This window comes from Shinella sp. M27, assembly GCF_049199905.1.
GTDB lineage: Bacteria > Pseudomonadota > Alphaproteobacteria > Rhizobiales > Rhizobiaceae > Shinella.
This window is the reverse complement of the sequence record NZ_JBLZPK010000034.1, coordinates 61,518-86,714: the sequence shown is the minus strand read 5'-3', so window position 1 is coordinate 86,714 and position 25,197 is coordinate 61,518. Positions and strand designations below refer to the sequence as shown.

Sequence of the window (25,197 nt, the reverse complement as noted above, 5' to 3'; positions counted from 1 at the left end):
TTTCGATTGCATGCGTTAATGTGGGCGCGCCCACCGCGATTTTACAGCGCGGACTTCTTTTTCGCATCCTTGATCGCTCGGTTGCGCTCACGGATCAGCACGGCACGGCCTTCCTTGTTTTCCTGGCGCGCGCGGCCGAAGGCGACGGCATCATCCGGCACGTCCACGGTGATAACGCTGCCGGAGGCGATATAGGCGCCGTTGCCGACGGTCACAGGCGCAACGAGCGACGTATTGGAGCCGATGAAAGCATCGGCACCAATACGGGTGATATGCTTGTTAATGCCATCATAGTTGCAGGTGATGGTGCCCGCGCCGACATTGGTGTGGGCGCCGATGAAGGCATCACCTATGTAGCTCAGATGGTTGACCTTGGCGCCGGCACCGATTTCCGCCTTCTTCACTTCGGTGAAATTGCCGACCTTGGAGCCTTCGCCAAGTTTTGCACCGGGGCGCAGACGCGCATAGGGTCCGATTTCGGCATTGGCACCGACCTGCGCACCCTCGATATGCGAGAAGGAATGGATGACGGCGCCGCTTTCAACAGTGACGCCGGGGCCGAAGACGACATTCGGCTCGATGGTCACGTCGCGGGCAATCTGCGTATCAAAGGACAGGAAGACAGTCTCCGGGGCGATCATCGAGACACCGTCGATCATCATCTGATGCCGGCGGCGCTGCTGCCAGAGGCGTTCGATGACGGCGAGTTCGGCGCGGGTGTTGCAGCCGGTCAGCTCTTCCTCGGGCGCCTCGACGGCGATCGCGCGTCCGCCGTCGGCCCTGACGACCTCGACGATGTCGGTCAGGTAATATTCGCCCTTGGCATTGTTGTTGCCGATGCGGTCGATCAGCCCGAGCGCCTTGCGGCCGTCGATGGCCATCAGGCCGCCGTTGCAATAGGTGATGGCGCGTTCGGCTTCGCTGGCATCCTTGTGCTCGCGGATCGCCAAAAGCTCGCCATTCTCGACCAGAAGGCGGCCATAGCCCGTCGGGTCGGCGGTGCGGAAGCCGATGACCACAACATCGGCGCCGGCAGCAAGCCCCTCGCGGGCGGCGATTAGCGGTGCTTCGGTGATGAGCGGCGTATCGCCGAAGACGATGAGCACGTCGTCATAGCCCTTGGCGATCGCGTTACGGGCGGCCAGCACGGCATGCGCGGTACCGAGACGCTCGGTCTGGAGATGGACGGAGCTTTGGATGGCGGCGTTCTTCGCAGCGGCTTCGACCTTGTCCGCATCGCGGCCGAGCACCAGCGCAATATCGGAAATGCCCGCCTTTGCCAGCGCTTCGACCACATGGGCAATCATTGGCCGGTTAGCGACGGGATGCAGCACCTTCGACTGCGCGGACTTCATGCGCGTGCTTTCGCCGGCAGCCAGGATAACGGCCAGGCAGGTGCGTTTCGTCCGGTCAGCAGTCATGGAATCCCTCGTTCATCCGAATTGACGGCGTTTCTTAGCAAGATCACCGCAGGGAAGACAAAGGGATTTCTTACTTGGCGCTGCGCAGGCGGCTTTCGGTGAGGAGGCCGTTTTCGTCGAGGATCGGATAGGCGACGGAGACGAGGTGGGCATTGACGCGCTTGAGGTCGCGCAGCATGTCGAGATGCAGCGAGCTCGTCTGGAGGCTGTCGAGGCGGCCGTCGCGCAGGCGCTCCAGATGCCGCTCGGACGATTGTTTCTCCATGCGCCGCACATCGACCTTCACCTCCATCAACTGACGGGCAAGGCCGGCGTCGCGCGTGACGAAGATCGTTTGCGCAATGCGCAGGTTCTCGATCGTCAGGTTGAAGAGGTTGGCGAGTTCCTTGTAGCCGTCCTCGGAGAATTTCAGGCCGTTGGCGATCTTCTTGCGCACCTGCTCCTGCAGGCCTTTCTCGATGATGTCGCCGACATGTTCGAGATTGATGGCATAATCGATGATGACGATAGAGCGCGCCGCGCATTCGCCGGTCACACCCTGGCGGCCGAGACGGGAAAGGTAGATCTTCACTTCTTGCTGAAGGGCATCGACCTGGCGCTCCAGCTCGCCGATATCCTTCATCGGCGCGAGGTTGTTGTCGTTGAAGGCGCGCATGGTGCGGATCAGCATGGATTCGATGAGATCACCGACGCGTAGCACCTCGCGCGTCGCACCGGAGAGCGCCACGACCGGGCTCGAAAGCGCGGTATCGTCGAGATATTTCGGTCCGGTCTCCGGCTGCTTCTCTTCGGGAATGAGTTTTTCCATGAGCCGCGACAAGAGACCGGAGAGCGGGAAAAGCACCAGCGCGACCACCACATTGAAGGCAAGGTGCACGTCGACGGGCAGTTTTGAGGCGGGAATGGGCAAGGTTGCAAGGAGCGCTGCGACCTGGCCGGCAAAGGGCAGGACGACGAGGCATCCCACACCGCGCACCAAAAGGTTGCCGAGCGTGACGCGACGCGCCGAAGCGGTCGATTTCAACGTCGCGATGACGGGCGGAACCGCGCCGCCGAGATTGGCGCCGAGCACGAGGATGACGGTCAGAGCCGGCGACAGGATGCCCATCGCCGTCAGCGACAGGATCAGCACGACCACCGCGAGGCTGGAGGAAGAAATGATGGCGAGCACCGTCGAGAAAGCGAGCGCGACCGGCCAGGCGCCATCGAGCAGCTTCAGGAAGGCGGCGAGCGCCGGCGATTGGCGCATCGGCTCCGTCGCCAGGCTGAGCAGGTGCAGCGACAGAAGCATGAGGCCGATGCCGACGAGCGCGGAACCAAGGCCCTGCCGCGCGGTGGAACTGCTCGATTTGTAGAGCACGACACCGACGAGGATGATCAGCGGCGAGACCGATTCGATGCCCGTGGCGACAAGCCACGCCGTGACTGCCGTGCCAACATTGGCGCCGAGCAGCACGATCTGCGCCATGCGGGCTCGCACCAGATTGCGCTCGACGAAGGAGGACACCATCAGCGCCGTGGCGGTGGAGCTTTGCAGGGCGATGGTCGCGACGAAGCCGGCGAAGAAGGAACGGAACGGCCCGCGCGTGCCGAGTGCCAGCCCGGAGCGCAGTTTCACGCCGAAGGCCCGCGTCATGCCATCCTTCACCTGTGCGAGGCCGAACAGGAGCAGCGCGACCGCGCCGAACAGGTTGATCATGACAACAGTCGATTCCACCGTAATATTCCTCCTGTCCCTCGGAAGGGACTCAAACCCGCCTCACCCCGTATCGGATCACGTTCCACGCCGTACCGATAGGGTATTGTGACAGGAATACGTCAATAATTTCAAAAAAATTTGTTTCGCCGACGAACAAAATCGGCATGCGATATCCGATCAGCGCCGGGCGTGATTTTCCCGTAGCATCAAGGCGGTCTGCGCACTTCAATTCGCGCAAACTTTCCGATAAGAGACGAACTCCGGCCGCATGGCCGCCGATATTGAGGAAATGTAGACGATGCTCGAAGCCCTGAGAAGCGCCGCCCAGACCTGGGTGGCAAAAGCCCTGATGATCGTATTGGTCGGTTCCTTTGCGATCTGGGGTGTTTCGAGTTCGCTGGTGACGGGCGCATCGAATTCCGTCGTCACAGTCGGCGATGTCAGCGTATCCCCGACGGATTTCCGCCTCGCCTATGAGCGCCAGGTCGCGACGCTGTCGCAGCGCTTCGGCACGCGTCTCAATGCCGAGCAGGCTCGCGCCTTCGGCGTCGAAAATCAGGTCTTTGCCGAACTCGTCGCGGGTGCCGCGCTCGATCAGCTGTCGCGCGACATGAACCTCGGCCTCTCCGAAGGCCGCCTTGCGCAGCTGATCGCCGACGATCCGGCCTTCAAGGGCGTCAACGGCCAGTTCGACCGCACCGCCTTCTCCGCCGTGCTGCGCAATGCCGGCCTGCGCGAGAACGACTACATCAACAACCGCAGCCAGGTCGCCGTGCGCACGCAAATCGTCGAAGCGGTGTCCGACGGCTACAAGGCGCCGGAAACGCTGACCACCGCGCTGCGCCAGTATCGCAACGAATCCCGCACCATCGATTTCCTGCTCTTGAGCAACGCCAATATCGACCCGATCAAGACGCCGGGTGACGACGTGCTGGCGCCCTGGTTCGAACAGAACAAGGCGAAGTACCGCGCGCCTGAGTACCGCAAATTCGTCTATGTCGCGCTGGAACCGAAGGATCTCGTCGACACCGCCGCCATCACCGAGGATATGGTGAAGGCCGAATACGAGCGCATCAAGGACAAGTACCGCATGCCGGCCACGCGCACGATCGAGCAGCTGACCTTCAAGGACCGCGCCGCCGCCGATGCCGCCGCCGCCAAGCTCGCCGCCGGCACGACCTTCGACGCGCTGGTGACCGAAGAGGGCAAGACCGCAGCTGACGTGCTGCTGGGCGATTTCACGCAGGCGAACGTTCCCGACCAGAAGCTTGCCGAGCCGGCCTTCGCCATTGCGGCAAACGGCGGCACGACGCCCGTCATCGACGGCACCTTCGGCCCGATCATCCTGCGCGTCACCAATATCCGTCCGGAAACCACCAAGACCTATGACGAGGTCAAGGAAGAACTGCGCAACGAGCTTGCGCTTTCCGAAGCCGCCGACGGTATTCTCGCCGTGCACGACCGCATCGAGGACAGCCGCGCCGAAGGCCTGACGCTGGCCGAGGCCGCCGCCAAGAACAACCTCAAGGCCGTGACGGTCGATGCTGCCGACGCGCAGGGCAACGACCAGAAGGGCGACGAGATCGCAGCGCTTCCGGAAAAGGCCGCCCTGCTTGGCGAAGTCTTCAAGACCGATGTCGGCACAGAGACCCAGCCGATCAATGTCGGTCGCGAAGGCTATGCCTGGTTCGAAGTGCTCGACGTGGTTCCGGATCGCGACCGCACGCTCGACGAAGTGCGCGAGCGCGTCGCCGCCGACTGGACGGCCGAGCAGCAGCGCCAAGCGCTTGCCAAGAAGGCCGGCGAACTGGCCGAGCGCGTACGCAAGGGCGAGGATCTCGCCGCCATCGCCAGCGAGTTGGGCCTGACCGTCGAAAACAAGACGGGCCTGCACCGCGGCGCGCAGGATGCGATCCTCAGCCCGGCGACCATTGCCTCGGCGTTTTCCGGCCCGGTCGGCACCGTCGCCAACACGCCCGGCACGGATGGCGAAGGCCAGATCCTGCTGAAGGTGACGGAAGTCAATGCGGATGCGACGACCGACGCGCTGTCCAACGACGAGCAGCAGATCGAAGCCGTCGCCCGCGCCAGCGGCGACGACATCCTCGACCAGATGGTGAGCGCGCTCCAGACGTCCTACGGCGTCTCGATCAACCGCACGCTCGCCGAGCAGAACATGACGCGATAGGGAGACGGGAGCCGCATGTCCGACCTGAAACCCTTTATCGCCAAGGTCGCCGCCGGCAATGCGCTGGACCGCGAGGAAGCCCGCGGCGCCTTCGAGATCATCATGTCGGGTGCCGCCACCCCCTCGCAGATCGGCGGTTTCCTGATGGCGCTGCGCGTGCGCGGCGAGACCGTGGACGAGATCTACGGCGCCGTCGGCTCCATGCGCGCCCGCATGCTGCCGGTCAGCGTCCCCGCCGATGCCATGGATATCGTCGGCACGGGTGGTGACGGTGCGGGCACCTACAACATCTCGACGCTCGCAGCGATCATCGTCGCGGGTGCCGGCGTTCCGGTCGCCAAGCACGGTAACCGCGCGCTGAGCTCGAAATCCGGCACCGCGGATGCCCTCTCCTGCCTCGGCGTGAAGCTCGATATCGGCCCGGCCGAAATCGCCCGCTGCGTGCACGATGCCGGCCTCGGCTTCATGTTCGCGCAGCTGCACCACTCCGCTATGAAGCATGTCGGCCCGTCGCGCGTCGAACTCGGCACGCGCACGATCTTCAACCTGCTTGGGCCTCTGTCCAACCCCGGCGGCGTCAAGCGCCAGCTGCTCGGCGTCTTCTCGCCGCACTGGCTGGTGCCGATCGCCGAAGTGATGCGCGATCTCGGCTCGGAAAGCATCTGGGTGGTGCATGGCGAAGGCCTCGACGAGATCACCACGACGGGCACGACGCAGGTCGCCGCGCTTGAAGACGGCAAGATCCGCACCTTTGAGTTGACGCCCGCGGATTTCGGCCTGCCGCAGGTGGTGCTCGACGATCTGCGCGGCGGGGACGGTGCGCACAATGCAGCCACCCTGCTCTCCGTGCTCGACGGCGCACATATGCCCTATCGTGACATCTCGCTGGCCAACGCTGCGGCGTCGCTTGTCGTTGCCGGCAAGGTGGAGACGCTGAAGGACGGCATGAAGCTCGCAACCGAATCGCTCGAAAGCGGCCGTGCCCGCACCGTGCTGGAACGCCTCGTTGCGGTTTCCAACGAAGGCGCGGCGGAGTAGGATTGGCCATGACCGATATCCTGAAGAAGATCGAAGCCTACAAGCTCGAAGAGATCGCCGCCGCAAAGGCCAGCGTCGCGCCGGCTGAACTGCGTGCCCGTATCCGCGATCAGGAGCCGCCGCGCGGCTTCTTCGCCAGCCTCAAGGACAGACAAGCGCAGGGCCAGTTCGGCCTGATCGCCGAAATTAAGAAGGCGAGCCCTTCCAAGGGGCTGATCCGCCCGGATTTCGATCCGCCGGCCCTTGCCAAGGCCTATGAGGCCGGTGGTGCCGCCTGCCTCTCCGTGCTCACGGACACGCCGAGTTTTCAAGGCGCGCCCGAATTCCTGGCCGCCGCCCGCGAGGCCTGCGCGCTTCCGGCCTTGCGCAAGGATTTCATGTTCGACAGCTACCAGATGCTGGAAGCCCGCGCCTGGGGTGCGGATTGCATCCTGCTCATCATGGCTTCGCTCAGCGACGACACGGCCAAGATGCTGGAAGACGCCGCCTTTTCGCTCGGCATGGACGTGCTGATCGAGGTGCATGACGAAGAAGAGATGGAGCGGGCGCTGAAGCTCAAGTCCAAGCTCGTCGGCATCAACAACCGCAACCTGCGCACCTTCGAAGTCGATCTCGCCGTCTCCGAAAAGCTCGCCGGCATGGTGCCGGAGGATCGTCTGCTCGTCGGCGAAAGCGGCATCTTCACCCATGCCGATTGTACGCGCCTCGGCAAGGTCGGCATCTCCACCTTCCTCGTCGGCGAAAGCCTGATGCGCAAGGACGACGTGACGGGCGCCACGCGCGAACTGCTGACCGGCTCCGCCGGCATGCTGGCAGCGGAATGATGGCCGAGAACGGCCGCACGCTCACCCATATCGGCGCCTCCGGCGAAGCGCACATGGTCGATGTCGGCGACAAGGCCGAGACCGTGCGCATTGCCGTGGCCGAAGGTTTCATCCGCATGGCGCCGGAAACGCTCGACCTGATCCTCAAGGGCGACGCCAAGAAGGGCGACGTCATCGGTACGGCACGACTGGCCGGCATCATGGCCGCCAAGCAGACGTCCAATCTCATCCCGCTCTGCCATCCCTTGATGCTGACCAAGGTGACGGTCGATATCCGCGAGGACCATGCCCTGCCCGGTCTGCGGATCGAAGCGATGGCGAAGCTCACCGGCCGCACCGGCGTCGAGATGGAGGCGCTGACCGCCGTCAGTGTCGCGTGCCTCACGATCTACGACATGGCCAAGGCGGCCGACCGCGAAATGGAGATCGGCGGCGTGCGCCTTGCCGAAAAATCCGGCGGCCGCTCCGGTGATTACAAACGCAGAGATCCCTGATGTCCCTTCTTCCCGTTGCCGACGCCCTCGACCGCCTGCTTTCCGCGGCCAAGCCCACGCAACGGACGGAAACGGTTTCGCTCCATGACGCGGGAGGCCGCGTGCTGGCAGAAGACGTCGCCGCCCGCCTCACCCAGCCGCCCTTCGACAATTCCGCCATGGACGGCTACGCCGTTCGCCATGCCGATATCGCCGCGCTCGGATCGATCCTCAAGGTCGTCGGCACCTCGGCGGCCGGTCACGCCTTCGAAGGAACAGCCGGCCCCGGCGATGCCGTGCGCATCTTCACCGGCGCGCCGCTGCCTGCCTTCGCCGATACGGTATTGCTGCAGGAAGACGCCGAAAAGCTGGACGATGGCCGCGTCCGCACCACCTTCATGACGCCCAAGGGCCGCCATATCCGCCCGCGCGGCCAGGATTTTTCGGAAGGCGACGTCCTGCTCAAGGCCGGCGACGTGCTCGATTCCGGCCGCCTCACCGTCGCCGCCGCGATGAACCACGCCGAGCTCACGGTCTACGCCCGCCCCCGCATCGCCGTGCTCGCCACCGGCGACGAACTCGTCACGCCCGGCACGCCGCCCGGCGCCAGCCAGATCATCGCCTCCAACACCTACGGCGTCTCCGCCATCGCGCGCGCTTCCGGTGCCGAGATCATCGACCTCGGCATTGTCGGCGACGACAAAAAGGCGATCCTCGAGGCCGTGCAGAGGGCACTTGCCTTGGATATCGACGTGCTCGTCACACTCGGCGGCGCCTCGGTCGGCGATTTCGATCTCGTGCAGCCGGTGCTCGGCGAAGCCGGCATGGAACTCGATTTCTGGCGCATCGCCATGCGTCCCGGAAAACCGCTGATGGTCGGCCGCCTTGGCGATATCCAGATCGTCGGCCTGCCGGGCAATCCCGTCTCCAGCCTCGTCTGCGCGCTGCTTTTCCTGGAGCCGCTGACGCGCCGCCTCGCCCGCCTGCCGGCGAATGACCGCGTTTACAAGGCCGTCACCGCCGTGCCGATCAAGGAAAACGACCACCGGCAGGACTATGTTCGCGCGCGTATTACCCGCGGTCCGGATGGAGAGCTTCGCGTGACACCCTTCGACAAACAAGATTCCTCGATGATGCGGATCTTCGCCGAATCCGAAGGCCTGCTCATCCGCCCGCCGAACGCGCCCGCCATCGAAGCCGGCTCGCCCTGCGACGTGCTTCTGGTACGCCAGCCAACCCTCTGAACTGTATTATTGTTTCAGCAGCCCCTTGCGGAACACATATGGAACATATAGTGTCTGTTCTGGATTTGTTTCACGATTCTCGGTGGAGAGACCATGCTGACGCGCAAACAACAGGAACTGCTCCTGTTCATTCATGAGCGTATGAAGGAATCCGGTATTCCGCCGTCTTTCGACGAGATGAAGGATGCCCTGGATCTGGCCTCCAAATCCGGCATCCATCGCCTCATCACGGCGCTTGAAGAGCGCGGCTTCATCCGCCGCCTGCCGAACCGGGCGCGGGCACTGGAAGTCATCAAGCTTCCCGAGGCCTATTCGCCGAGCCAGCAGCCCCGCCGTGGGTTCTCACCCACCGTCGTCGAAGGCAGCCGCGGCAAACAACCGATGGCGCCGGCGCCCTCCCAGCGTGTCGCAACACCGCAGTCGGATGTCATGCCCTCCTCGGTCTCCGTACCCGTCATGGGCCGCATTGCCGCCGGCGTGCCGATCTCCGCCATCCAGAACAACACGCATGATATCACTGTCCCGGCCGAAATGATCGGCGTCGGCGAGCACTATGCGCTCGAGGTAAAGGGCGATTCGATGATCGAAGCCGGCATCTTCGATGGCGACACGGTCATCATTCGCGATACCAGCAGTGCCAATCCCGGCGAAATCATCGTAGCCCTCGTCGACGATGAAGAAGCCACGCTGAAGCGCTTCCGCCGCAAGGGTGCGTCGATTGCGCTGGAAGCCGCAAACCCTGCTTATGAAACCCGCATCTTCGGTCCGGATCGCGTCAAAATCCAGGGCAAGCTTGTGGGCCTTATTCGGCGCTACAACTAACCAGGCCAAACTCGAGACTTCGTACGTGCCCCCAGGACATTGGCTTTCATGGACTGTGCGGCCTTCGAGGTGAAGGTGCGGGAGCTTTTGGTTCAGGAAATGGTTTATGCTGCCGGCCAACTCAGCTGCTCAATTCAGAAGTCGCTCGAAATGGCTGCGTCGGTTTCATTGATTTCGCCTTGAGTGTCGCGTTGAGGGCGTTCTCCCTCTGCGTTGCCACTCGTATACGTTCCGGTTCGCCAATCATAAGTCCGATGGCGCGACCACGGGCGATCCAGCGTTTCGATAGCTGGTATTATGCTGGCTTCCAGTATCAACGGTGCATTTTCCTCTTCGCCGGGGATGATTTCCAGGGCGCCGGTTCGCCGTAGATGACGAGCGGTGATGAGCCTTGCGCCGGAGCGGCACGCAGCGATCCGAAGCGGCGCCTGCGTGACGACGAGGTCTGCGGCGTCGCAGGCCGTGCCAAGAAATGCGACGTCGTCAAGCGTGACGATGCGCCATTCGTTTGATGAAACAGCCACGCAGAAAGCCTTCGTCTCGCAGATGAAACCCGCCTGGCTTGCTGCCGCGTAGAACGCAGACGCCATGGCCGCTTTCGCCTTTTCGCGGTTTACCCGGTGGCGTGACGATTTTCGCTTTTTCGCGGTTTCGACTGCGGTAGCTTCCTCTTCAACTGTCAAACCGGCGGACTTTCTCATCGTCGGCTTGACGACGTCGCCCAGCCGCAAGGCCCGGCGCCATTGCGCGTAGACGAAATCCGGCGGACGGGCACGGTTCGTTGCAACGCCATCGTCGCGCAGGATAGCAACGAGGCGACCGTCCTCCGAGATCAGGACCTCGGGCCTTACGGGATCACCTGGCCAGAATGCGATGGCAACGCCGATCAGCACGAGCAATGTACCGGCATGGCGAAGGTGTGTGCGCAGGATGCAGACGAGCCCGCCGCCGAAGCCGATCAGCAGGAAGGCGGCAGGCGGAATGCGGCCGGTGACGATCTCGCCTTTCCAGCTGGCCACCCAGTTGGACAGGGTGATCATCCACTCGATCCCCTTGCCCATGATGGCGAAAGGGACGGCATCCAGTCCGAAGGGCATCAGCAGCACGGCGACAAGGCCGAAGGGCATGACGATGGCGCTGATGGCGGGCATGGTGAGGAGGTTGCCCGCCAACCCGTAGGCCGGAATCCGGTTGAAGTGGTGGATCGAATAGATCAGCGTCGAAAAACCGCCGATCAGCGAGGAGAGCACCAATCCGCCGAGGAAGCGGCCGGTCAAACCGCCGGCAGCCGGCAACACGCCGCCCCGGCCCTCCCGTTTCACCGGTCGCTCGCGCCATGCCGCATAACCGGCGACCAGCCCCAGCGTTGCGGCATAGGACATCTGGAAACCGGGATTGGTGATGGCCGAGGGCGTGACCACTAGGATGAGGATGGCCGAAAGGGCGACGTTGCGCAAGCTGATCGCCGACCGTCCGAACAGCACGGCGACGAGCATGACACAGATCATGATCCACGAACGCACCGCCGAAAGTGCCCCACCCGACACGAGTATATAGAGCGTCACCATGACGAGCGCCCCGACGGCGGCGATTTTCTTTGCCGGATATCGCTCGGCAAAGCCGGGGATCAGTGCCATCAGCATGCGTGCGCCGACAAGAAATGTGCCGGCCGCAAGCACCATGTTCAGCCCGGAAATCGCCAGCACATGGGCAAGCCCCGCCTGCCGCAACGCCTCCACCGTTTCCGGGCTGATCGCACGCTGTTCGGCCGTCACCAAGGCGGCGGCGATCGCGCCGGCATCACCATCGATCCGGCTACGGATATGCTCGGTCAGATTGTTGCGCCACGTCGCGATTTCCTTCCGGATCCGCTCCTCCAGACCGGCCGGCGCCGCTGCAACCCGTTCGGGCGCCTTGTAGAAATAGCCGACCGCCCCGGTGCCGGCGAAATAGGCGTCGAAGGCAAAATCGTTGAGCCCGGTCAATGCGGGACCGGAGGGCGGATTGAGCCGCGCGCGGCCGGCAATGCCGTCGCCGATCGCGATCGGTTCGTGCCTGTTGCGGGCGAGAACCGTCACCACATCAGGCGCACGTTTCAAGGTGGGATCGCGTGTCGCCGTAAGGGCAATGCGATAGCGTATTGCACCTCGCCCGTCGCTTTCGCGCGACAGCACGCGGCCGGTGATCTCGGTGGTCACGGGCGCATCGAGCAGGACGGTGTCGAGCCGGGCGCTTTCGAAGGCCGCCAGCAGCATGCCGATGGGCACGAGAAACGCAGCGCCTGCGGCAAGCGCTCGCCAGTCTTCCCGGTGTCGCAGGCGCCAGGCAGGCCAGAAGGTGATGAAAGCGATGAAAAGGAGGGCGAGAACGGAGGGATCGGAGATAGCCGCAAACCAGAGTGCTGCTCCCGCGCCGAGGAAGACCGGCACGAACAGAAAGAAATGGCCGTGTGCCCGCTCCTCCGCAAAGGCGGCGTGCACGTCTCGCCACGGCAGGAGGACGTGGCGAAGGCGGCCTTCGATCCGCCCCAGAGTGGCTAGCGGCGCTTTCGGGCGTGTACCATCCTCGAGCACCGCCGGTGGCGAAGAGACATCAGAAAGCGTCCGCCAGGCATCGGCCTCGCGCAGCGCTTCCCGTCCCTCCGCCTCCTTCACCTTGGCCATGGCCTCGGCCCCTTTTCCTGCCACCATAATGCAATCGACGACAAAAATCCTCAATCAACAGTAGGCGCGAAAAATACTAAGTCAGCAAGAAAGGATGCGCCCTCCGCAATTGCGCGAGCACTCTCAAAGGTTGCTTGCAACTTCACCGAAACGGTAGATATTGCGTTGCCGGAAAGCTTATTTTCGCAGTGCACAATTTGCCTTTGGTATCGCTTGGCAGGGCACCGTAAATGGGCTAGCAAAACGAGCATGTTCATGGGTGCGGCACAACTGCGTGCCACCATTCGAAACAACGGAGGATCGTCATGACAGGAACTAGCGCGGGTGTATCGATCGGTGGCAAGACAGTTGAGCTGCCGACGCGATCCGGGACGATCGGCCCCGATGTGATCGACATTGGCACCCTCTACAAGAATACCGGCGCCTTCACCTACGATCCCGGTTTCACCTCCACGGCGTCCTGCGAATCGAAGATCACCTATATCGACGGTGACGAAGGCGTGCTGCTGCATCGCGGCTATCCCATCGACCAGCTGGCGGAACATGGTGACTTCCTGGAAGTCTGCTACCTGCTGTTGTACGGCGAACTGCCGACGAAGTCCCAGAAGGACGATTTCGATCACCGCGTGACGCACCACACCATGGTGCACGAGCAGATGAGCCGCTTCTTCACCGGCTTCCGACGCGACGCGCACCCGATGGCTGTCATGTGCGGCTGTGTCGGCGCGCTCTCGGCCTTCTACCATGACTCGACCGACATCACCGATCCGCACCAGCGCATGGTCGCGTCACTGCGCATGATCGCCAAGATGCCGACGATCGCCGCCATGGCTTACAAGTACCATATCGGCCAGCCCTTCGTTTACCCGAAGAACGATCTCGACTATGCGTCGAACTTCCTGCGCATGTGCTTTGCCGTGCCCTGTGAAGACTATGTGGTGAACCCGGTTCTGGCCCGCGCCATGGACCGCATCTTCATCCTGCATGCCGACCACGAGCAGAACGCATCGACCTCGACGGTTCGCCTTGCCGGCTCCTCTGGCGCCAATCCGTTCGCCTGCATCGCCGCCGGCATTGCCTGCCTCTGGGGCCCGGCGCATGGCGGTGCCAATGAAGCCGCACTCAACATGCTCGCCGAAATCGGCACGGTCGATCGCATTCCGGAATATGTCGCCCGCGCCAAGGACAAGAACGACCCGTTCCGCCTGATGGGCTTCGGCCACCGCGTTTACAAGAACTACGACCCGCGCGCCAAGATCATGCAGAAGACGACGCATGAGGTTCTCGGCGAGCTCGGCATCAAGGACGATCCGATGCTGGAAGTCGCAATGGAGCTCGAGCGCATCGCGCTGACGGACGAGTACTTCATCGAAAAGAAGCTCTACCCGAACATCGACTTCTACTCCGGCATCACGCTGAAGGCGCTGGGCTTCCCCACCACCATGTTCACCGTACTCTTCGCGCTCGCCCGCACGGTCGGCTGGATCGCCCAGTGGAACGAGATGATCGAAGACCCGGAACAGCGCATCGGCCGTCCGCGCCAGCTCTATATCGGCGAGCCGAAGCGCGATTACATGCCGGTCTCCAAGCGCTGATCGCAGCGATCCTGAAAAGAAAAAGCCCGGTCATTTTTGACCGGGCTTTTTTGTTGCGAGAAGATCGAGGATCACCGCCGCGCCGGTCTCACCGGGCGGGCGCGGCGTTTGCATGCGGTCATAGACGAGGTCATAGCCTTCCAGCATGGCGCGGCGTTGCGTGGTGTCGGCCGACAGGCGCTCGAACCAGCGCGCGAGGCTGCCCGGTCGAACCTGCTCGTTCAGATATTCCGGTACGACCGTATAGTCCGCGATGAGATTGGGGATCGCCGCGGTCCAGACCTTTATCCTGCGAAGAAAGAGATTGGCCAGCCAATCGAATCTGTAGGTGGAAATGACAGGCACGCGGGCGAGCGCCAGTTCCAGGATGACCGTGCCGGACGCCGCGATGGCCGCATCCGCCTGCGCAAAAGCCTGCCACTTCTCATCCTGAGAGGTGGTGATGACGGGCTTCACCGGCCAATCGGCGGTCAGCCGCCGCACCAGCGCCTCCTGACGCGGCACGGTGGGCAGGAGGAAGCGAGTACCCGGATTGCGAAGCGAAAGCTCCCTTGCCGTTTCACCGAACACCGGAAGCAAGCGGGTGATTTCCGTGGAACGGGAACCGGGAAGCAGCAGGCACATTTTTTCCGCAGGGCCGCGATCGGCACGGGAAAGCCGGGCGGCGCGAACCTCTAGGACCTGCGGATCACTGATCAGGCGATGGCCGACATAGATGGTCTCGGGGCCGCCGAGGCGCTGCATGGCGGCGGGCTCGAAGGGCAGCAAGGCGAGCACGCGATCGACATAGCCGCGCATGCGCGGTGCGCGCTCTTCCTTCCACGCCCACACGCTCGGGCAGACATAATTGACGACGGGCAGGTCCGGCAGGGCCTTGCGCACACGACGCGCGACACGATGGGTAAAATCCGGACTGTCGATTATGATGAGCAGATCGGGACGGGCGGCGATCAGGGCGTCCGCCGTCTGGCGAATGCGGCGCAGCAGCGACGGCAGGCGTTTGAGCACCTGCGAAATGCCCATGATGGAGAGCTCGGAGAAATCGAACAGGGATTTCAGGCCCTGCCGTTCCAGCGCTTCCCCGCCGATACCGACGAGATCGATAGGGCCGGCATAGGCCTCCCGCAGCGCCGCGATCAGATCGCCGCCCAGAAGGTCGCCGGAGACTTCGCCGGCGATAATGCCGATCTTGAGCGCCTTGTCTGCCATGCCTTCACTCCGTTCGCGATGGCAGGATGCCGGTGACAAAAAGGCCTTGCGCATCCGCTTCGGCCACCATAGCTGCGCGCTCCAGCACCAGCGAGCGTCCGGCCTCCACGGCGATGCCGGCTAGGCCCGCGGCCCGTGCCCGCCGCAGCGTTTCGAGGCCGATCGACGGCAGGTCGGCGCGTAAGTCCTGTCCCGGCTTGCAGAGCTTGACCAGCACGCCCTTGCGCCGCTGGGAAATGCGTCCCTCGGCGCGCAGCTGCGCTACGCGCTCCAGCATGCCGTCCGTGCCCTCCGCGCCCTCCAACGCCACCACGCGGCCACCCACGGCGACGGCGCCCTGACCCACATCCAACCGGCCGAGCGCCAGTGCAGCGGCGGAGGCGGCCGCGATATCGCCTTCCGCAGCGGCATCCGGCGTAAGGGTTCCGAGCGGGCCTTCTGTGCCGAGGAGATCCGGCACGATTTCATGCGCGCCGACGACGCGCACCCCCTCGCTCTCGATCAGGCGGATGACCATCTTCAGAACGGTATCGTCGCCGCCGTTCATGAGTGTGCGCACGACGGAGGGAATGGCCAGCAGCGCCTTCCAGGGAGCATGAATATCCCGCCATTCCGGCCGGCGGCGCACGAAACCGGAAAGCACGGCGCGGCCGATGCCCTTCGCCCGGAACGCGGCGCCGATGCCGGCATAATTGCCTATCGAAATCGCCTCATGGTCGAAGTCGGACCAGTTTTCAGCGGATTCGTTGCTGAGAGCGAGAATATAGGGATTTTCGCCGCGGGCGCGGGCAGCATCCGCCACATAGCGCGGTAGCAGGCCGCCGCCGGCGATGATGGCCAGCCGGCCGTGTTTCTCGGCCCGGCCGTCCGTCATGGTGGTCAGCCCTTGCCCCGGTTGGGCGAGGAGAGCGCGCGGTCGCTGTCGGCGGCGATGAAATCGAGGATGTGCATGACCGGAACGCTGCCGGCATACTCATCGCGGATCGCCGCAGCATTGACGCGGATCGAGCCTTCGCCTTCGAAAATCTGCTTGAAGGCGCGGCGCACCTCGTGGATGACAGCCTTTTCGATACCGGAGCGGCTCATGCCGACGACATTGAGACCGCCGAGAATGCCCGGATTGCCGTTCAGCATGCCATAGGGAATGACATCGTAGGACACCGCCGAGAGGCCGCCGATAAAGGCCTGGCGGCCGATGCGGGTGAACTGGTGCACCGCCGAGCCGCCGCCCAGGATGACGCGATCCTCGACCACGACATGTCCCGCCAGCATCACATTGTTCGACATGACGATATGGCTGCCGAGAATGCAGTCATGCGCCACGTGGGAATTCGCGAGAAAGAGATTGTTGTCGCCGATAACAGTCTTGCCGCCGCCTTCGGTCGTGCCGGTGTTGACCGTCACGCCTTCACGGAAGGTGCATTTCTCGCCGACGGTGAGCGTGGTTTCCGCCCCGTCGTGGTGCAGGCTCTGCGGATCGCCGCCGATCACGGCATTGGAAAACACGCGGCAGCCGCGGCCAAGAACGGTGCGGCCGGTGACGACCGCATGCGCAAGAAGCTCCACGTCATCGTGCACAACGACCTTAGGCCCGACATAGGAGAAGGGGCCGACGACGACGTTCTCGCCGATGACCGCTCCGTCTTCCACGACGGAGAGCGGATGGATCTTCGCGCTGGCGGCAATCATTTTCAGGCGTCTTCCTTTTTCACGATCATCGCGCCGATATCAGCTTCCGCGACGAGTTGCCCATCAACTTTTGCGTCGCAATGAAACTTCCAGATATTGCCGCGCTGCTTCTGCTTGACGACGTGGAACTCGACGCGATCGCCGGGAACGACCGGCTTGCGGAAACGGGCATTGTCGATCGTCATGAAATAGACGAGGTTCGACCCCGAACGCGACTTGCGCGCGCAGATCGCGCCGGCGGTCTGCGCCATGCCTTCGATGAGCAGGACGCCGGGCATGATCGGGTGGTCGGGGAAATGGCCCATGAACTGGGGCTCGTTCACCGTGACGTTCTTGATGCCGATCGCCGAATTGTCGTCGTCGATCTCGATGATCTTGTCGACCAGTAGGAACGGGTAGCGGTGGGGAAGCAGCGTGAGGATCTCACGCAAATCAGCCACGCCGAGCGTCGCCTTGGTTTCTTCACTCATCGTTGCCCCCCTTTTTCTGGACTCGAGTGCTGGAGCGCGTGACGATCTCCGCCATGTCGCGCAGGAAATCGCGCATCGGGCGGGCCGGAACCCCGCCATATTTCTCGCCCGCCGGAATATCGGCGATGACACCGCTCATGGCGGCGATCTGCACGCCGTCACCGATGGTGATGTGGCCATTGATACCGGACGCGCCGCCGATCATCACGCCATCACCGATGCGCGTGCTGCCGGCAATGCCGACCTTGCTGACGATGCCGCAATGGCGGCCGATGCGCACATTGTGGCCGACCTGAACCTGGTTGTCGATCTTCGTCCCCTCACCGATCACGGTATCGTCCATCGTGCCGCGGTCGATCGTCGTGTTGGCGCCGATCTCGACATGGTCCTGGATGATGACGCGGCCGATCTGCACGATCTTGATCATGCCGGGCTTGAGGCCGGGTGCATAACCAAAACCATCCTGGCCGATGCGGGCGCCGGGATGAATGATGACATTGTTGCCGATAAGCGCACACTGGATGGTCGCGCCCGCCGCAATGGTGCAGTCGCGCCCGATCTTCACATTCGCCCCGATGATCGCGCCCGCACCGATATGGCTGCCCTCGCCGATCTCCGCACCCGCGCCGATCACAGCCATGGGTTCGACGCAGACGGCGGGTTCGAGGCGTGCGGCGGGATCGACATAGGCTGCCGGAGAAATCGAGGCTGTCGCGGAGGTCATCGCTTCCGGACGCATCGCGGACGGATACAACAATTCCCCTGCCCGCGCGAAATCGGTGTGCGGGCGCTTCGAGACCAGAACACCGATGTGAGCGGGAATCAGAGAGACCAACGCGCGATCACAGAGGATCGCCGTCGCCTCGCTCGTCTCGAGTTCAGCGCGAAATTTGCGTGAGAGAATATAGCAGAGATCGCCTTCTTTCGCCCGGTTGACGGGCGAAACGCTGCGCACGATGCGACCAGCATGCGCAGCATCGGCAAGTTCCGCCCCGAGCGCGCTCGCTAGGTCACCCAGCCGAAGTCCGTCGTTGGGCGGAAAAAACCGGGTATGCTCCATCGGCAAGTCTCCAGAACGTCCGTGTGCTCTGAGGTTCTGGACGGCCGTCGTCAGAACTGCGTCGCGATACCGAACTTGAAGCGCTGCGTATCGTCGTACTTTTCCTTCTTGATCGGAATAGCATAATCGAAACGCAACGGACCGAACGGCGAGGCCCAGATCACACTGGCGCCGACGGAGGCGCGTAGGCTCATGTCAGTGCCCTTGACCTTGTCGTCAACACCGCCAACGTTCACCTTCACATCATTGCCGTAGAGGGTACCGGCATCGACGAAGACGGCACCACGGAAGCCGGAGTCACGCGCAATACCCGGGATCGGGAACGACGCTTCGGCAGAAGCCGTGAAATACGTCGTGCCGCCGAGCGAGTCGCCCGTCGACGTCGCGCGCGGACCGATACCGCCCGACTCGAAGCCACGTAGGTCATTTGCCGACAGCGTGAACTGGTCGTAGACCCGCGTGGTGCCGAAGCCCCACATATGACCGCCGCTCACGGCAACCGAGCCGATAACGTCAGCATCTTCCATTAGCGTGTGGAAGTAACGGGCCTTACCGTAAATCTTGTAGTATTCGGAATCACCACCGAGGCCGGCAACTTCCTGCGTAATCTGAGCAAAGATGCCATCACGCGGCAGCGTCCGATCGTCGATCGTGTCATAGGTCAGGCTATGCGCGACTGCAGAGCGAACCCATGGACCGTTGTTGACGACATCCTGGTATGGCGTAGACAGCTTGGCCAGATTACTGGAGTTATAATCTAGGCGCGCATAGTTGTAGCGGAGCGTCGTCGAGAGGTCTTCGGTGATCGGCGCCGTTACGCGCAGAGTGAAGCCCTTCGTGTTGAGCGTGTAATAATCTTCGCTCTCGTCCTTGTTGCTGAAAATATCAAAACCAGCAGCAAGGCGATAACCGAGGAAATAGGGCTCGGTGAACGACAGGCTGTAGTCGCGTGAATTGCGGCCCGTGCCGGCAGCAACGCGGATATACTGACCGCGGCCGAGGAAGTTCTTTTCCTCGATCGAGGCTTCGATCTTGAAGCCGCCGTTTTTGCCCGTCTCGTAGCCGGCGCCGATGCCGAATGAACCGGTCGACTGGTCCTGAACATCGACGACAAGCACGACGCGGTCGGACTGGCTGCCCGGTGCGGTCGTGATGTTGACGGACGAGAAGTAACCGAGAGCTTCCAGACGACGCTTGGCGCGCGTGATCACTTCCTGGTTGAAGGCGTCGCCTTCACCAATATCGAACTCGCGGCGAATGACGTAGTCGCGCGTGCGGCTATTGCCACGAATTTCGATGCGCTCGACATAGGCGCGCTCGCCCTGGTCGACGAGATAATCGACGGCGATCGTGCCGTTGCCGAGGTCGCGGTTGCCGCGCGGCGTCACGCGGGCAAACGGATAGCCGGCAGCCGCGACACGCTGGGAAATCGCGGACATCGTGTCCTGCACATCCTTGGCGCGATACGTCTTGCCTTCGCGGGTCTCGATGAGGCCCTTCAATTCTTCCGGATCGATGCCTTCGACGGTCGATTCGACATTCACGCCACCGAAATTGTAACGCTGGCCTTCGTCCACCGTAAAGGTGACGACATATTCGTTCGAGGCTTCATCCAGCACGGCTTCCGAAGAAACGACGCGGAAGTCGGCATAGCCGTTGTTGAAGTAGAACTGGCGCAGCGATTCCTCGTCGGCGCGCAACTTCTCTTCGCTGTAAACGTCCTTGCGGGTCAGGAACGACAGGAAGTTCGACTTCTTGGTGACGATGACGGCCTGCAGGCGGCCATTGCTGTAGGCCTGGTTGCCGACAAAGTTGATCTGCGAAATCTTCGTACGGTCACCTTCATCGACGACGAAGGCAAGGTTCACGCGACCGTTGCCGAGCGGATAGGTCTGCGTCGTGACCGTGGCGTCGCTGCGGCCGATCGAGGCATAGGCGTCGCGGATCGTCTGCTTGTCGGCTTCGATCGCGGTTTCGCTGTACGGACCGAGCGACTGCGAGCGCAACAGGCCGACGAGCTTTTCGTCCTTGATCTTCTTGTTGCCGTTGATGACGACCTGATTGATGAGCTGGTTTTCATTGACGGTCACGACGAGCGTGCTGCCGGAAACCGAAATCTTCACATCCGAGAAATAGCCGGTCGCAAAGAGGCGGCGCACGGAGGCGTCGATATCGGCGTTCGAGAAGCTCTTGCCCGGCACAATGGTGACATTGGCCTTGACCGTTTCAGCACTCACACGATCCGCACCGCGGACCTGGATGCTGCGGATCGTGGCCGCTTCCGCGACGGATGCGGAGACAAGCGTGGCAAAAGAGCCGCCCGTGACAACCATACTGGCCGACAATGCAACGGCCGACACGGCGTTCAAAAAGTTTGAACCAGCTTTCATCTTCACTACTTACCTTCGTTTCAACGTCCCGGCGGGCGTGCACCCGAGTCCGGTCACGTTTGCCGTTTTAACCGCTTTTGCCATACAAGCAAGGTCACGCGTTAATTTCTGTTTACTTCAATTCAAACCGTGGCCCTAAGGCCACTACCTGCGTTTCATTACGGTAAACAGACCCTTAGCATTCACACCTGCGGCAGGCGGCTCCCCTTATATTCCTCAACCGGCCGAAGCCGGTACTCTCAGCCCAGAAGCATCGAAATATCGTTCCAGGTCGCAAAGACCATCAGCATGAGCACCAGCGCCATGCCGATGCGAAATGCGATCTCCTGCGCCCCTGGCCCGACAGGTCTGCCCCGGATAGCTTCCACCGCATAGAACATCAGATGGCCGCCATCAAGTACCGGAACGGGCATCAGGTTCAAAAGTCCAATGGAAACAGACAGAACGGCGGCAAGCTGAAGCACGGCGGCAACACCGAGCGTCGCCATCTGGCCGGAAGCCTGTGCAACACGGATGGGACCGCCCAGCTGATCGGCCTTCATGCGGCCGCTGACGAGGTTCGACAGATAGTCGAACGTGCCCGTCACGATATGCCAGCTCTGAAGCACTCCCTGCCCCACGGCCTCCACCGGTCCATATTCCACGACGCGGAAGTTGCCGGTTTCCTGATTGGTGACGATGCCGATCAGACCAAGCTCCATCTTGTTGCCGAACTGATCGGTGATCTCGGTGCGCTGCGGTATCATCGGCAGGTCGAGATCCGCGCCGTCTCGGCGCACGGTCACGGTGATCTTCAGTTCGGGCCGCACACTGACATAGCGGCGCACATCGTCAAAGGTCGCTACCGGATTGCCGTCGAGAGCGACGAGCAAGTCGCCCGGATGGACGCCGGCGGCCTCAGCAGCACTGCCGGGGCGCACTTCCGCGACGATCGGATCGGCAACCTGGCGGCCATAGATGGAAAACATCACCGCGAAGATGGCGATGGCGAGAATGAAATTGGCGATGGGGCCGGCTGCCACCGTGATGGCGCGTTTCCACAGGGCAGCTCCCAGGAAGGTGCGCTTGCGCTCTGCTTCCGGCAGGGACGCGAGTGCGTCGTAATCCGGAATCGAGGCCGCATCCTCATCGCCCAAGAACTTCACATAGCCGCCAAGCGGAATGGCGGAAAGCTTCCAGCGGGTGCCGTGCCGGTCGTTGAAACCGATGATCTCTGGACCGAATCCGATGGAAAAGGCCGTGATCCCGATTCCCGACCACCGGCCGGCCAGATAGTGGCCGAGTTCGTGAATGAACACGATCAGCGTGAGCACGAGCAGGAAGGGAACGATATAGCCGGTCAAGAAAGCGACCGAGCCAGTCAGCATGTCCATGTTTCAGTCCCCAGTCTTTCGTGAGTACGGGCGCGGGTTACGGGCCGAAAAGGAACACGCCCGCCGGCGCATTTGCGGCACCCGACACGATCGCATCGCCAAGGGCAATGAGGAACGCGGCGAAGCAGGCGAAAACAAGGCCGTCGACACGGTCCATGACCCCGCCATGGCCCGGAATGAGACGGCTGGAATCCTTCACGCCGAATCGGCGCTTGATGAAGGATTCGAAGAGATCGCCGATCTGGCTGCAAACGGAGAGGACAAACGCGATGACGGGGATCCACAAACCGTTGAGCGGGAAGAAGGCGGCGTGCACGAGCGTGCCTGCGATGACGGCCGAGACCGCACCGCCGATGGCACCGGACCATGTCTTGCCGGGAGAGATCGGCGGCGCGAGCTTCGGGCCGCCGATGGCGCGTCCGACGAAATAGGCCAGGATGTCCGTTGCCCAGACGACGGCGAAGATGAAGATCATCGCGGCGAAGCCTTCGCCGGTGTCGCCGCGGATGGCGGCCAGCGAGATCGAGGTCAGGCCGGAATAGGCGATGCCGCCCGCAAGCCAGCCATTCTTCGTGACAGCAAGGGCATAGACGATGCTGAGAACGGTCGCGCTCAGGAGCACCGGCAGCGCCAGTTCATCGAAGCCGAAGATTACGAGGCCGGCGATGCCAGCGACGGTCGCCCAGCCGAAGGCGTTGCCGCGGAAATCCGAATCGGGAAGCCGCGTGATTGTCGACCATTCGTAATAGACGAGCACGGAGATTGTGGCGGCGAGCAGGCGGAAGGCAAAGCCGCCGTACCAGGTGGCGGCAAGAACCACGGCGGCAAGCACGATGCCGGAGAGGATGCGCAGACGAAGTTCACTCTGCATCACGAACCAACCGCAAGTGTGGGAGCGGGCTGCAGGCCACCGAAACGGCGTTCACGTGCAGCATAGCGCGCGAGCGCCGTGCGAAAGGTGTCGCGTGAAAAATCCGGCCAGAATTCAGGAATGAACATGAGTTCGGCATAGGCCGCCTGCCAGAGCAGGAAGTTTGACAGACGCTCCTCACCGCTGGTGCGGATGACGAGATCAGGGTCGGGAATGCCTGCCGTGTCGAGCGAAGCGCTGATCCGCTCGGAGGTCAGCTGCGATGGGGCGAGACGACCGGCGGCGACCTCCTCGGCGAGTTTGCGCATGGTGCGGGCAATCTCGTCGCGCGAGCCGTAGTTGAAGGCGATGACCAGCGTGATGCCGGAATTGCCGCGTGTCGTCTCCTCGGCTTCCAGAAGCAGCGGCAGGATGTCGCTCGACAGGTTTGCCCGGTCGCCGATCACACGGATGCGGACATTCTGCTTGTGCAGCACGGCAAGGTCACGCCGGATGAAGGTCTTCAGGAGCCCCATGAGGTCCGAGACCTCACTTTCCGGCCGGTTCCAGTTCTCCGAGGAGAAGGCGAAGAGCGTGAGGTAGGAGACGCCGCATTCGGCCGCCGTCTTCACGGCCTCGCGCACGGCCTCGACACCCTTGCGGTGCCCCATGGCGCGCGGCAGGCCGCGTGCGTTCGCCCAGCGTCCGTTGCCATCCATGATGATGGCGACGTGTGCCGGTACGGTGCTGGGCGAAAGCTGGTTCATGGACAATCCGAAAAAGAGAAAAGAATGCAGGTGGCGAACGCCTTAAACCTGCATGATTTCCCTTTCCTTCTCGGCAAGCAAGCGATCGACGTCCAAAATCGTGTCGTCCGTCATCTTCTGCACCTTTTCGGATTGGGCGCGGCTCAGGTCCTGACCGATATCGCCATCCTTTTCGGCTTTCTTGAGGTCATCCATGCCGTCGCGGCGCACGTGACGGATCGCGACCTTGGCCTTTTCGGCATAGTCATGCGCGACCTTGACGAGCGACTTGCGGCGCTCTTCGTTGAGCTCCGGCAGCGGGATGCGCAGGTTCTGGCCGTCGATGATCGGGTTGAGGCCGAGATTCGATTCGCGGATACCGCGCTCGACGGCGCCGACCATGCCCTTGTCCCAGACGGAGACCGACAGCATGCGCGGCTCAGGAACGGAGATGTTGGCGACCTGGTTGAGCGGCACGCGCGAGCCATAGGCTTCGACCTGCACCGGGTCGAGCACGTTGGCCGAAGCACGGCCGGTGCGCAGCGACGCGATGTCGTTCTTGTACGCGGTGATCGCGCCATCCATGCGGCGCTTCAGTTCCTTCAGGTCGATACCTTCACTCATCGGAATACTCCCATTATCATTCAGCGGTTGCACGCGCCCAGCGTGCACCGTCGTGAGAATCAGTTGTCAGTTACGATGGTCCCGCGTCCGCCACCGGTCAATATTTCGGCAAAACCGCCCTTTTCATGGATGGAGAAGACGATGATCGGGATGTGGTTTTCACGCGCCAGCGCGACGGCCGCGACGTCCATGACGGCAAGGCCCTTTTCGAGCACTTCGCTGTGCGTCAGCCGGTCGAAACGGGTGGCATCAGGATCCTTCTTCGGATCGGCCGAATAGATGCCGTCGACCTGCGTGCCCTTGAAGATCGCTTCCGCGCCCATTTCGGCGGCGCGCAATGCGGCAGCGCTGTCGGTCGTGAAGAACGGGTTGCCGGTGCCGCCGGCGAAGATCACCACGCGGCCGAGCGACAGATGGTAGAGCGTCGCGCGCTGCGAAAAACTTTCGCAGATTTCCGGCATGGCGATGGCCGAGAGCACGACCGTGTCGATGTCGAGCTTGCGCAGCGAGGTGGCGAGCGCCAGCGCGTTGATGACGGTCGCAAGCATACCCATGTGGTCGCCGGTGACGCGATCGCCGCCCTTGGAGGCCACGGCCACGCCGCGGAAGATGTTGCCGCCGCCGACAACGACGCCGACTTCCACGCCCATGGCGCGGGCTTCGGCGATATCGGAGGCGATGCGGTCGGCAACCGCGACATCGATACCAAAGCCCTGCGAACCCATCAGGGCCTCGCCGGAGCATTTCAGCAGAACACGTTTATAGATTGGCTTGGCGGTCATTGTCGCTCCTGAACTCGTGCACCCTGCTCACCCGATC

At 62.7% G+C, this 25,197-nt stretch carries 21 protein-coding genes; 7 read left to right on the top strand and 14 right to left on the bottom strand.

The features are described 5' to 3' along the window. Positions 1–41 precede the first annotated feature (41 nt). Entirely contained in the window at positions 42–1,421 is a 1,380-nt protein-coding gene (gene glmU / locus ACOZK4_RS14380) for a bifunctional UDP-N-acetylglucosamine diphosphorylase/glucosamine-1-phosphate N-acetyltransferase GlmU (protein ID WP_421592468.1), read from the bottom strand. A gap of 70 nt (positions 1,422–1,491) precedes the next feature. Then, on the bottom strand, positions 1,492–3,138 hold the full coding sequence (locus ACOZK4_RS14375; protein ID WP_421592467.1) for a Na/Pi cotransporter family protein: 1,647 nt from the start codon (positions 3,136–3,138) through the stop codon (positions 1,492–1,494). A 280-nt stretch (positions 3,139–3,418) separates the two neighbouring features. Here ACOZK4_RS14375 and ACOZK4_RS14370 point away from each other — a divergent pair, with 280 nt between their 5' ends. From ACOZK4_RS14370 to lexA, 6 genes are all read left to right on the top strand, one after another. Then, positions 3,419–5,308, top strand: coding sequence for a SurA N-terminal domain-containing protein (locus ACOZK4_RS14370; protein WP_421592466.1), 1,890 nt, complete (start codon positions 3,419–3,421; stop codon positions 5,306–5,308). 15 nt (positions 5,309–5,323) lie between these two features. Then, complete coding sequence (gene trpD, locus ACOZK4_RS14365; protein ID WP_421592465.1) at positions 5,324–6,346, top strand: anthranilate phosphoribosyltransferase; 1,023 nt, start codon at positions 5,324–5,326, stop codon at positions 6,344–6,346. An 8-nt stretch (positions 6,347–6,354) separates the two neighbouring features. Continuing rightward, complete coding sequence (trpC, locus tag ACOZK4_RS14360) at positions 6,355–7,170, top strand: indole-3-glycerol phosphate synthase TrpC (protein WP_421592464.1); 816 nt, start codon at positions 6,355–6,357, stop codon at positions 7,168–7,170. Then, a complete protein-coding gene (gene moaC / locus ACOZK4_RS14355; protein WP_421592550.1) occupies positions 7,170–7,664 on the top strand; it encodes a cyclic pyranopterin monophosphate synthase MoaC in 495 nt (164 codons plus the stop codon). Before trpC ends, moaC begins: the two co-directional genes overlap by 1 nt. Continuing rightward, positions 7,664–8,887 carry a gephyrin-like molybdotransferase Glp gene (gene glp / locus ACOZK4_RS14350; RefSeq protein ID WP_421592463.1) on the top strand — a complete coding sequence of 408 codons (1,224 nt, stop codon included), beginning with the start codon at positions 7,664–7,666 and terminating at the stop codon, positions 8,885–8,887. The genes moaC and glp overlap by 1 nt, the downstream gene beginning before the upstream one ends. A 93-nt stretch (positions 8,888–8,980) precedes the next feature. Next, entirely contained in the window at positions 8,981–9,709 is a 729-nt protein-coding gene (gene lexA / locus ACOZK4_RS14345; protein ID WP_421592462.1) for a transcriptional repressor LexA, read from the top strand. A gap of 134 nt (positions 9,710–9,843) precedes the next feature. Here lexA and ACOZK4_RS14340 read toward each other — a convergent pair whose 3' ends face one another. Continuing rightward, a complete protein-coding gene (locus ACOZK4_RS14340; RefSeq protein WP_421592461.1) occupies positions 9,844–12,372 on the bottom strand; it encodes a ComEC/Rec2 family competence protein in 2,529 nt (842 codons plus the stop codon). A gap of 305 nt (positions 12,373–12,677) precedes the next feature. Between ACOZK4_RS14340 and gltA the strand changes: the two genes are divergently transcribed. After that, positions 12,678–13,967 (top strand): citrate synthase, encoded by a 1,290-nt coding sequence (gene gltA, locus ACOZK4_RS14335; RefSeq protein ID WP_313531317.1) that lies wholly within the window; start codon positions 12,678–12,680, stop codon positions 13,965–13,967. A gap of 30 nt (positions 13,968–13,997) precedes the next feature. Here the strand turns inward: gltA and lpxB are convergent, their stop codons facing one another. The 11 genes from lpxB to pyrH form a co-directional block, all read right to left on the bottom strand. After that, positions 13,998–15,176 (bottom strand): lipid-A-disaccharide synthase, encoded by a 1,179-nt coding sequence (gene lpxB, locus ACOZK4_RS14330; RefSeq protein ID WP_421592460.1) that lies wholly within the window; start codon positions 15,174–15,176, stop codon positions 13,998–14,000. A gap of 4 nt (positions 15,177–15,180) precedes the next feature. Next, entirely contained in the window at positions 15,181–16,050 is an 870-nt protein-coding gene (locus tag ACOZK4_RS14325) for an LpxI family protein (RefSeq protein ID WP_421592459.1), read from the bottom strand. A gap of 5 nt (positions 16,051–16,055) precedes the next feature. Then, on the bottom strand, positions 16,056–16,871 hold the full coding sequence (gene lpxA / locus ACOZK4_RS14320) for an acyl-ACP--UDP-N-acetylglucosamine O-acyltransferase (protein ID WP_421592549.1): 816 nt from the start codon (positions 16,869–16,871) through the stop codon (positions 16,056–16,058). Further along, positions 16,868–17,335, bottom strand: a complete 468-nt coding sequence (gene fabZ, locus ACOZK4_RS14315; RefSeq protein WP_257950766.1) for a 3-hydroxyacyl-ACP dehydratase FabZ — start codon at positions 17,333–17,335, stop codon at positions 16,868–16,870. Before fabZ ends, lpxA begins: the two co-directional genes overlap by 4 nt. Continuing rightward, the gene (gene lpxD, locus ACOZK4_RS14310) at positions 17,328–18,395 is read right to left on the bottom strand and encodes a UDP-3-O-(3-hydroxymyristoyl)glucosamine N-acyltransferase (RefSeq protein ID WP_421592458.1); all 1,068 of its coding nucleotides are present in this window, start codon (positions 18,393–18,395) and stop codon (positions 17,328–17,330) included. Before lpxD ends, fabZ begins: the two co-directional genes overlap by 8 nt. Positions 18,396–18,445: 50 nt before the next feature. Continuing rightward, positions 18,446–20,785: an outer membrane protein assembly factor BamA gene (gene bamA, locus ACOZK4_RS14305; protein ID WP_421592457.1), complete on the bottom strand. Its 2,340-nt coding sequence runs from the start codon at positions 20,783–20,785 to the stop codon at positions 18,446–18,448. 239 nt (positions 20,786–21,024) lie between these two features. Further along, complete coding sequence (gene rseP, locus ACOZK4_RS14300) at positions 21,025–22,152, bottom strand: RIP metalloprotease RseP (RefSeq protein WP_409530348.1); 1,128 nt, start codon at positions 22,150–22,152, stop codon at positions 21,025–21,027. A gap of 43 nt (positions 22,153–22,195) precedes the next feature. Continuing rightward, positions 22,196–23,029, bottom strand: coding sequence for a phosphatidate cytidylyltransferase (locus ACOZK4_RS14295; RefSeq protein WP_421592456.1), 834 nt, complete (start codon positions 23,027–23,029; stop codon positions 22,196–22,198). Beyond that, a complete protein-coding gene (locus tag ACOZK4_RS14290; RefSeq protein ID WP_421592455.1) occupies positions 23,029–23,775 on the bottom strand; it encodes an isoprenyl transferase in 747 nt (248 codons plus the stop codon). Before ACOZK4_RS14290 ends, ACOZK4_RS14295 begins: the two co-directional genes overlap by 1 nt. A gap of 42 nt (positions 23,776–23,817) precedes the next feature. Beyond that, positions 23,818–24,378: a ribosome recycling factor gene (gene frr / locus ACOZK4_RS14285; RefSeq protein WP_313525183.1), complete on the bottom strand. Its 561-nt coding sequence runs from the start codon at positions 24,376–24,378 to the stop codon at positions 23,818–23,820. Positions 24,379–24,437: 59 nt separating this feature from the next. Then, positions 24,438–25,160, bottom strand: coding sequence for a UMP kinase (gene pyrH, locus ACOZK4_RS14280; RefSeq protein WP_313525186.1), 723 nt, complete (start codon positions 25,158–25,160; stop codon positions 24,438–24,440). Positions 25,161–25,197: the final 37 nt, after the last annotated feature.

Bases quoted from the DNA above. Each gene is read 5' to 3' on its own strand.
- glmU (WP_421592468.1), bottom strand. From the start codon at position 1,421: ATGACTGCTGACCGGACGAAACGCACCTGCCTGGCCGTTATCCTGGCT.
- ACOZK4_RS14370 (WP_421592466.1), top strand. From the start codon at position 3,419: ATGCTCGAAGCCCTGAGAAGCGCCGCCCAGACCTGGGTGGCAAAAGCC.
- trpD (WP_421592465.1), top strand. From the start codon at position 5,324: ATGTCCGACCTGAAACCCTTTATCGCCAAGGTCGCCGCCGGCAATGCG.
- trpC (WP_421592464.1), top strand. From the start codon at position 6,355: ATGACCGATATCCTGAAGAAGATCGAAGCCTACAAGCTCGAAGAGATC.
- moaC (WP_421592550.1), top strand. From the start codon at position 7,170: ATGGCCGAGAACGGCCGCACGCTCACCCATATCGGCGCCTCCGGCGAA.
- glp (WP_421592463.1), top strand. From the start codon at position 7,664: ATGTCCCTTCTTCCCGTTGCCGACGCCCTCGACCGCCTGCTTTCCGCG.
- lexA (WP_421592462.1), top strand. From the start codon at position 8,981: ATGCTGACGCGCAAACAACAGGAACTGCTCCTGTTCATTCATGAGCGT.
- ACOZK4_RS14340 (WP_421592461.1), bottom strand. From the start codon at position 12,372: ATGGCCAAGGTGAAGGAGGCGGAGGGACGGGAAGCGCTGCGCGAGGCC.
- gltA (WP_313531317.1), top strand. From the start codon at position 12,678: ATGACAGGAACTAGCGCGGGTGTATCGATCGGTGGCAAGACAGTTGAG.
- lpxB (WP_421592460.1), bottom strand. From the start codon at position 15,176: ATGGCAGACAAGGCGCTCAAGATCGGCATTATCGCCGGCGAAGTCTCC.
- ACOZK4_RS14325 (WP_421592459.1), bottom strand. From the start codon at position 16,050: ATGACGGACGGCCGGGCCGAGAAACACGGCCGGCTGGCCATCATCGCC.
- fabZ (WP_257950766.1), bottom strand. From the start codon at position 17,335: ATGAGTGAAGAAACCAAGGCGACGCTCGGCGTGGCTGATTTGCGTGAG.
- lpxD (WP_421592458.1), bottom strand. From the start codon at position 18,395: ATGGAGCATACCCGGTTTTTTCCGCCCAACGACGGACTTCGGCTGGGT.
- bamA (WP_421592457.1), bottom strand. From the start codon at position 20,785: ATGAAAGCTGGTTCAAACTTTTTGAACGCCGTGTCGGCCGTTGCATTG.
- rseP (WP_409530348.1), bottom strand. From the start codon at position 22,152: ATGCTGACTGGCTCGGTCGCTTTCTTGACCGGCTATATCGTTCCCTTC.
- ACOZK4_RS14295 (WP_421592456.1), bottom strand. From the start codon at position 23,029: ATGCAGAGTGAACTTCGTCTGCGCATCCTCTCCGGCATCGTGCTTGCC.
- ACOZK4_RS14290 (WP_421592455.1), bottom strand. From the start codon at position 23,775: ATGAACCAGCTTTCGCCCAGCACCGTACCGGCACACGTCGCCATCATC.
- frr (WP_313525183.1), bottom strand. From the start codon at position 24,378: ATGAGTGAAGGTATCGACCTGAAGGAACTGAAGCGCCGCATGGATGGC.
- pyrH (WP_313525186.1), bottom strand. From the start codon at position 25,160: ATGACCGCCAAGCCAATCTATAAACGTGTTCTGCTGAAATGCTCCGGC.